8 protein-coding genes are annotated in these 7,089 nt (G+C 66.9%); 4 read left to right on the forward strand and 4 right to left on the reverse strand.

Annotated features, from left to right (window positions below):
• Positions 1-203 (forward strand): hypothetical protein (locus AC1D34_RS31785; RefSeq protein ID WP_476826377.1); only part of this gene is annotated, 203 nt, incomplete at its 5' end.
• Between the two features lie 95 nt (positions 204-298).
• Here the strand turns inward: AC1D34_RS31785 and AC1D34_RS31790 are convergent.
• The 3 genes from AC1D34_RS31790 to AC1D34_RS31800 form a co-directional block, all read right to left on the reverse strand.
• A complete protein-coding gene (locus AC1D34_RS31790) occupies positions 299-1,216 on the reverse strand; it encodes a 3-hydroxyacyl-CoA dehydrogenase NAD-binding domain-containing protein (protein WP_476826378.1) in 918 nt (305 codons plus the stop codon).
• 92 nt (positions 1,217-1,308) lie between these two features.
• Positions 1,309-2,298, reverse strand: coding sequence for a tripartite tricarboxylate transporter substrate binding protein (locus AC1D34_RS31795; protein WP_476826379.1), 990 nt, complete (start codon positions 2,296-2,298; stop codon positions 1,309-1,311).
• A gap of 79 nt (positions 2,299-2,377) precedes the next feature.
• Positions 2,378-4,102: an IlvD/Edd family dehydratase gene (locus AC1D34_RS31800; RefSeq protein ID WP_441493824.1), complete on the reverse strand. Its 1,725-nt coding sequence runs from the start codon at positions 4,100-4,102 to the stop codon at positions 2,378-2,380.
• Positions 4,103-4,166: 64 nt separating this feature from the next.
• Between AC1D34_RS31800 and AC1D34_RS31805 the strand changes: the two genes are divergently transcribed.
• The 3 genes from AC1D34_RS31805 to rfbD all read left to right on the forward strand — a co-directional run bounded on the left by AC1D34_RS31805 (position 4,167) and on the right by rfbD (position 6,226).
• Positions 4,167-4,853 carry a GntR family transcriptional regulator gene (locus tag AC1D34_RS31805; protein ID WP_476826380.1) on the forward strand — a complete coding sequence of 229 codons (687 nt, stop codon included), beginning with the start codon at positions 4,167-4,169 and terminating at the stop codon, positions 4,851-4,853.
• A gap of 279 nt (positions 4,854-5,132) precedes the next feature.
• Positions 5,133-5,333: a dTDP-4-dehydrorhamnose 3,5-epimerase family protein gene (locus AC1D34_RS31810; protein ID WP_476826381.1), complete on the forward strand. Its 201-nt coding sequence runs from the start codon at positions 5,133-5,135 to the stop codon at positions 5,331-5,333.
• The gene (gene rfbD, locus AC1D34_RS31815) at positions 5,333-6,226 is read left to right on the forward strand and encodes a dTDP-4-dehydrorhamnose reductase (RefSeq protein ID WP_476826382.1); all 894 of its coding nucleotides are present in this window, start codon (positions 5,333-5,335) and stop codon (positions 6,224-6,226) included. Before AC1D34_RS31810 ends, rfbD begins: the two co-directional genes overlap by 1 nt.
• A gap of 138 nt (positions 6,227-6,364) precedes the next feature.
• Here the strand turns inward: rfbD and AC1D34_RS31820 are convergent, their stop codons facing one another.
• The gene (locus tag AC1D34_RS31820) at positions 6,365-6,994 is read right to left on the reverse strand and encodes a GntR family transcriptional regulator (RefSeq protein ID WP_476826383.1); all 630 of its coding nucleotides are present in this window, start codon (positions 6,992-6,994) and stop codon (positions 6,365-6,367) included.
• Positions 6,995-7,089 lie beyond the last annotated feature (95 nt).

A 7,089-nucleotide genomic window follows, 5' to 3' on the forward strand; every position in this document is an offset into this window, starting at 1 on the left:
AGGATCAACGCCCCGGGTTCAGCCAATCCCTCACCTGCAGCTTCAGCCACGACCAGGGGGAAACGAGGATCACCCTGAGTGGCCGCTGCTCCGGCGCGCTTGACTTCAGCCTCTCCGTCCAGATCGAGCGCCGGGACGCGTCGCGGACGAGGGGGCAGGAGAGAACCTTCCGCAAGGGCACGGGGCCGATCACCGATTTGTAGGGCACCTGTCAGGGCTGAGGGGCGTGCCGCCGCCTGCTCCGCGAAAGGACGGCGCGCGGGATTTGCTGCGCGCCAACTCAGGCCTGTGACCCCGCCTACTCGCTCACCAGCTTGCGCGATTTCAGCAGCGCCAGCAGGCCCTCGTCGCGGCGCGCTTCCAGCTCTGCGATCGAGCGGCCGGCGCTCTCTTCTGCCACCCCCTCGACGATCCGGCGCTGCACTTCTTCGCTGAGGGAGGGTTGGCCGAGCGATTCCCAGCGCCTGAGCTGGCTCGGCCCGAGATGGGCGAGATAGCCCTTGATGCCGCCATCGCCGCCGCCGAGATGATAGGTCATATGCGGGCCCATCAGAGCCCAGCGCAGACCCGGCCCGTGGCACAGGGCGGCATCGATATCGGCGACGCTGGCCACGCCCTGCTCGACCAGATGGACCGCCTCGCGATAGAGCGCCGACGCCAGCCGGTTGGCGATATGGCCCGGCATTTCCCGGTTCAGCACCACGGGCCTGCGCCCCAGCGCGCGATACAAGGCGCTGGCGCGGGCAATGACGGCCTCATCCGCGCCGATGATCTCGACCAGGGGCACGAGATGCGGCGGGTTGAACGGATGGGCGACGATGATGCGCTCGGGCCGGAGGCACTCGGCGACGATGGCGCTGCGCAGCAGGGCCGAGGTGCTGCTGGCGATGATCGCATCCGGCGCCGTCTGGGCGTCGATCTGGCTCAGCAACTGCCGTTTCACGGCCTCGTTCTCCGGGCCGTTCTCCTGGATGAACTGCGCGCTTTCAAGCACCGCGCCGAGCCTGGTCGAAAAGCTGAGCGCCCCCGCCCCGTCAAGCCCCAGTTCGGCGAGCTGCGCCCGCGCCCGCGCGACGTAAGTGAAGAATTTCTCCTCGGCAGCGGGCGAGGGGTCGTAAGCCGCGACAGCGACGCCATGGGCGCAGGCGAGGGCCGCCCAGCTCGCGCCGATCATGCCGGCGCCGACAATGGCGATGCGCTCGATGGGGTTTGTCATGATGCTCGCGCTCCCAAGGGCTGGCGTCGATGAGCGCAGGATCTCACCGGTGCCACCGCTCCGGGCCTAGCGCAGCGCAGAGCCAAATTCCATCACTCCGGCTTCAGCCCGRTCGCCTTGATCAGGTCGCTCCATTTCGTCATCTCGCTGTCGATCAGCGCGGCCGCCTCGGCCGGCGTGCCGGGCTTTGGCGTCACGCCTTGCAGCTTCATCGCTTCCAGCGCCTTGGGGCTTTTCAGCGCCTTGACGATCTCGGCGTTGAGCTTGTCGATGATCGGCTGCGGCGTACCGGCCGGGGCGAGCACCCCGAACCAGGAGCCGATCTCGAAATCGGGCAGCCCCTGCGAGATCGCGGTGGGATAATCCGGCATGAAGGGGGAGGGCTCGCGGCCGGTGGTCGCGATCGCCTTCAGCGAGCCCGCATTCACATGCTGCAGCACGGAGGGAAAGGTGTCGAACATCACCTTGACCTGGCCGCCGATCATGTCGGTCATGGCCGGGCCGCTGCCGCGATAGGGCACATGGCCGAGCTTCGTCCCGGCGCGGGCGTTGAACATCTCGCCGGCCAGATGCTGCGGCGAGCCATTGCCGGAGGAGGCGTAGTTGAAGTCCTCGGGCTTGGCCTTGGCGAGCGCGATCAGCTCGGGGATCGTCTTGGCCTGCACCGAGGGGTGGACGACGAGCGCCAGGCCGACCGTGCCGGCGAGGGTGACGGGCGCGAAATCCTTCTTCAGGTCGAAGCCGGGCTTGGCCTGCAGCCCCATATTGATCGAGTGGCTGGTGAGCGCGCCCATCAGCAGCAGATAGCCATCGGGCTGGGAGCGGGCGACGGCAGCCGCGCCGACGCTGCCGGCCGCGCCGGCGCGGTTCTCGACGATGACGCGTTGGCCGATGCTCTGCGAGAGTTCCTCGGCGATGACGCGGCCGATGATGTCGGTCGCCCCGCCCGGCGCATAGGGCACGAGCAGCGTGACCGGCCTTTGCGGATAGGCCTGCGCGCCTGCGGGGGCGGCAAGGGCAAGTGACAGACCGGCAAGCGAGAGAGCGGCGAGCGTGCCGCCGAGAAAGGCGCGTTTCAGCATCGGGCATTGTCCTCCGGGTTGGGCTGCGGGCCGGTTCGTCCGGCCCTGCATCACGTGTCTTGAGCCGCGCTGCGGCCGGTCAGCAGAAGTCGAAATCGCAGCCTTCGTCGGCCTGGAGGACGCTTTTCAGATAAAGCCCGCGATAGCCGCGCGAGGGCTCCCTGAGATGGGCGGGCGCCTGCCATTCACCCCTGCGGCGGTCGAGCTCGGCCGCCTCGACCAGCAATTCGATCTGGCGGGCGGGCACGTCGAGCCTGATCAGGTCGCCATCGCGGACCAGCCCGAGCGGGCCGCCCACCGCCGATTCAGGCGTGATGTGCAGGACGATCGTGCCGAAGGCGGTGCCGCTCATGCGGGCGTCCGAAATCCTGACCATGTCCTTGACGCCGGCCTGGGCGAGCTTCTTCGGGATCGGCAGATAGCCGGCCTCGGGCATGCCGGGCGCGCCCTTGGGCCCGGCATTGCGCAGCACGAGCACGTCATCGGCGGTCACGTCGAGCGCGGGATCGTCCATGCGCGTCACCATGTCCTCGACGGAGTCGAAGACCACGGCCCGGCCGGTGTGCTGGAGCAGGGCGGGGGACGCGGCCGAATGCTTGATCACCGCGCCGCCCGGCGCCAGGTTGCCGCGCAGCACGGCCATGCCGCCGGTCTGCTTGAGCGGGTTTGCGGCGCTGCGGATGATCGTCTGGTTCGGCACCTCCTCGGCGGCCTCCGCGATCTCGCCGATGGTCTGGCCGCTGATGGTGATGGCGTCGAGCGCCAGATGCGCGCGCAGCTCCTTCATCAGCTTCGGCACGCCGCCGGCCCAGTGGAAATGCTCCATGTAATGATCGCCCGACGGCTTCAGATCGATCAGCACCGGCACGGCGCGGCCGATCGCGTCGAACTCCTCGAGATCGATGCTCAAGCCTGCGCGCCGCGCGATGGCCGCGAGATGGACGAGCCCGTTGGTCGAGCCGCCGATCGCCTGCAGCACCACCATGGCGTTGCGGAAGGCGGTCTCGGTCAGCAATTCGCTCGGCCTTGCTCCGCCCTTGGCCAGAGCGACAGCCTGTTTGCCGCTGGCTTCGGCGGCGCGGATGCGGTCGGCATGGGTTGCCGGAATCGTGCCGGTGCCGGGCAGCGCGATGCCGAGCGCCTCGACGAGGCAGCCCATGGTGCTGGCCGTGCCCATGACCATGCAGGTGCCTTGCGTCGGTGCGAGCCTGCCGCTCAAGACCTCGATCTCGGCCTCGTCGATCGTGCCGGCCCGGTGCTGGCCCCAGAGCCTGCGGCAATCCGTGCAGGCGCCGAGGATCTCGCCCTTGTGGTGGCCGACCAGCATCGGGCCGGTGATGAGCTGGATCGCGGGGATATCGGCCGAGACCGCGCCCATCAGCTGCGCCGGCACGGTCTTGTCGCAGCCGCCGATCAGCACGACCGAATCCATCGGCTGGGCGCGGATCATCTCCTCGGTGTCGATCGCCATCAGGTTGCGCAGGAACATCGATGTCGGGTTCGAGAACGACTCGTGGATCGAGACGGTCGGGAACTCCATCGGCAGGCCGCCGGCGAGCATGACGCCGCGCTTCACCGCCTCGATCAGGCGCGGCACATTGCCGTGGCAGGGGTTGAAGTCGCTGAAGGTGTTGGTGATGCCGATGATCGGCCGGTCCAGCGCATCGTCGGAAAAACCGGCCGCCTTGATGAACGCCTTCCGCAGGAACAGCGAAAAACCGGGATCGCCATAGCTGGCGAGATTGCGGCGCATGCCGCGCGGGGCCGGTTTGGCGGGGGCCGTCTTGTCATTGGTGCTCGTCATGACATGATGAGGCGTTGCCGTTGACATGATTGYCAACAATTATGTTGGAACTGGAATAAGCCGAATGTCCGTCCTCGCGTTGAAGCCCGCCACCGCCGACCGCACCCGCATGGTGGCCGATGCCCTCGAGGAGGAGATCGTGCTTGGCTGGCTGCTGCCGCGCGAGCGCCTGATCGAGGAGGACATCGCCGCTCGGCTCGAGGTGAAGCGCCATGTCGTGCGCGAGGCCCTGGCCGAGCTGGAGCGGGTCGGGCTGGTCGAGCGCGTGCCGAACAAGGGCGCAGCCGTCAGGCTGCTGGAGCCGCAGGAGGTGCACCAGATCTATTCGGTGCGCGAGGCGCTGGAGACCTTGGCGGCTGAGCAGATTCCGCTGCCGGCGGGCTCCGAGATCGTCTCACGGCTGAAAGCCATTCAGGAGGTCCATGCGGCCGCGGTCACTGACGCCGACGCGCGCGCGGCCTTCCGCGCCAATATGGCGTTTCACGAGGCGCTCTTTGCCGCATGCGGCAATCCGCATCTGGTCGAGCTGATCCAGATGATGGCGCAGAAGGTTCATGGCGCCCGTTCGATCACGGCGGCCAGCCCCTCGCATCTGGCGCTGGCCTGCGCCGRGCATTGGGCGATGATCGCMGCGYTCGAGGCCGGCGACCGGGCRRGGCTGGTCSAGCTCTGCCGCGACCATCTCGGCCCCTCGCGCGACGCCTATATCGCCGCCGTGGAGCAGAGGCAGGGCCGCGATCAGGCGCGATAGGGCGGTTTTGGCCGGGGGGCGGGTGACAATGTCCGGAGCTGCCTTTTCTGACGTTGGGTACGTCCGCTTTTCGGCCATTCAGTTTGGCGAAGACGAGGCTGATCTTCAGCACTGGAGGTCGCTATGATCATGAGCCGGGAGGGGTTGCGGATTCGGGTCCCCCTCGCGTCCATGGACGAGCCGCGAAAATTCGTCGATCTACGTAGGGGATCGGTTCAAGCGGACAACATCAGGGCCAGCGGCCATATCGTGCCGCGCAAACAGGCCGGAGACATGACAATGCCCTTCGTCACACACGAGCCGGACACCGAAGTGCTCTACAAGGCTACCGCGCCCTACGCGCCGGAGAACGATCATGGGCTCGCCTTCGATGATCCGGCCCTCGGCATCGCCGGGGCTCTGCCCCTGACCTCGCTGACCCTCTCCGACAAGGATCGCAAGCATCCGCGGCTCGCCGAGATGCTGCGGTTTTTCGACTGATGGGTCTGCGCATCGTCGTCACCGGTTGGACCGGCCAGGTCGTCCGCGCCATGCTGGAGCGCGTGCCGACCGGTGTTGAAGTCGTCGCGCTCCGCCGCCCGGAACTGGATCTCGCCATCCCCAAAATGATCGCGCCAGCGCTGCGCGCGGCCAGGCCCCATGTCATCGTCAATGCGGCGGCCTATACGGCGGTGGACCAGGCTGAGAGCGAGCCCGACCTCGCCATGCGCGTCAACGGCGAGGCGGCCGGTGAAGCGGCGCGCGCGGCTGCCGCACTTGGCGTTCCCGTCATCCAGATTTCGACCGACTACGTCTTCGACGGGGCGCTCGACCGGCCCTATCGCGAGGACGATGCGACCGGGCCGATCTCAGCCTATGGTGCCAGCAAGCTGGCCGGCGAGCGGGCGGTCGCGGCCGCCTCGGACAACCACGCGATCCTGCGTACGGCCTGGATCTACAGCCCCTTCGGCAAGAATTTCGTCAAGACCATGCTGCGCCTGGCCGAAACAAGCGACGAGGTCGGCGTGGTCGCGGACCAGCATGGCTGCCCGACCAGCGCGCTCGACATCGCCGACGCCGTCCTGGCGGTGGCGCGCAATCTGGTCGCCCGCCCCCAGGACGAGACACTGCGCGGCATCTTTCACATGAGTGCTGCGGGGGAAGCGGTCTGGGCCGATGTCGCCGAGGCGATCTTCGCAGACCGGGAGCGGCTCGGCGGCAAGCCGGTCGCGGTCAAGCGCATCGCCACGACGGATTACCCGACGCCAGCGCGGAGGCCGGCCAATTCACGGCTCGACTGCGGCAAGCTCGCCGCGCGGCACGGCGTTACGCTTCCCGCATGGCGCGGCTCGCTGGCGACCTGCGTCGAGCGTCTCCTCAGGGATCAGGGATAGACCACGTCCACCTGCGGCGGATTAGATAGAAACGATACGGCGTAACGAACCGATTCGGTGCTTACCGGGTGTGGATGGCCATTGGGCATTCGTGAGAGCTCGGGCCAGCCGACCGAATGCTGGCAGGGAACCGCGAAGCTAGCGGGTCGATTGGCGTATATGGTTTCGCGTGAGCTCGACGAGCGTTTCGAGGTCCTCGTTTTTGATCGCCTCCACCATCGCGAAATGTTCGTCTGCCGAGCGTTCGATGCGTGCCAACGATGGCCACTGCTCGATCGATGTGGTGCGCGCGTTCCCGCGATATTCGAGCGTGAGACTTACCAGCTCCTTGTTCGAGCAAAGATTCGTCAGATAGCTGTGAAACGCTTGGTTGGCTTGGTATTTCTCCAAAACGGTCCCCTCTCGTATCAATGCCCTGAACGATTGCGCCAATCGTTCCAGCTCATCAACGTCGGCCCGGCTGGCGTTTCGGATTACGTCGTCCAAGGTCGCCGTTTCGAGCACGACGCGAACCTCGATCAGTTCCTTATGACGTGAGTCATCGATCCTGGTGACATAGAAGCCGCGGTTTTGGATGCGTTGAACGACGCCTTTGATCGCCAACTTCTCCAAGGCGCGCCGAGCATCCGCACGCGAGCACCCGTAACGGCTCTCGAGTTCGGCCAGCTTCAGCCAGCTTCCGTTGGTGAAGGCCCCGGCGTTGATATCGTTCAGAACGGCGGAGATGACGCGCTCGATGCGGTCGACCGGACTGGTGTGCTCGTTCATGGCGTTCGCATCAGCTTCTTGGGATTCGTCACGTCATCCCCCGGCCGCATCCCATCGAAACGAAACGCCGTGTGCCCGGCGGGCACTATATCTAC

The sequence above is a fragment of the Allobosea sp. P1_A7 genome (assembly GCF_056406775.1).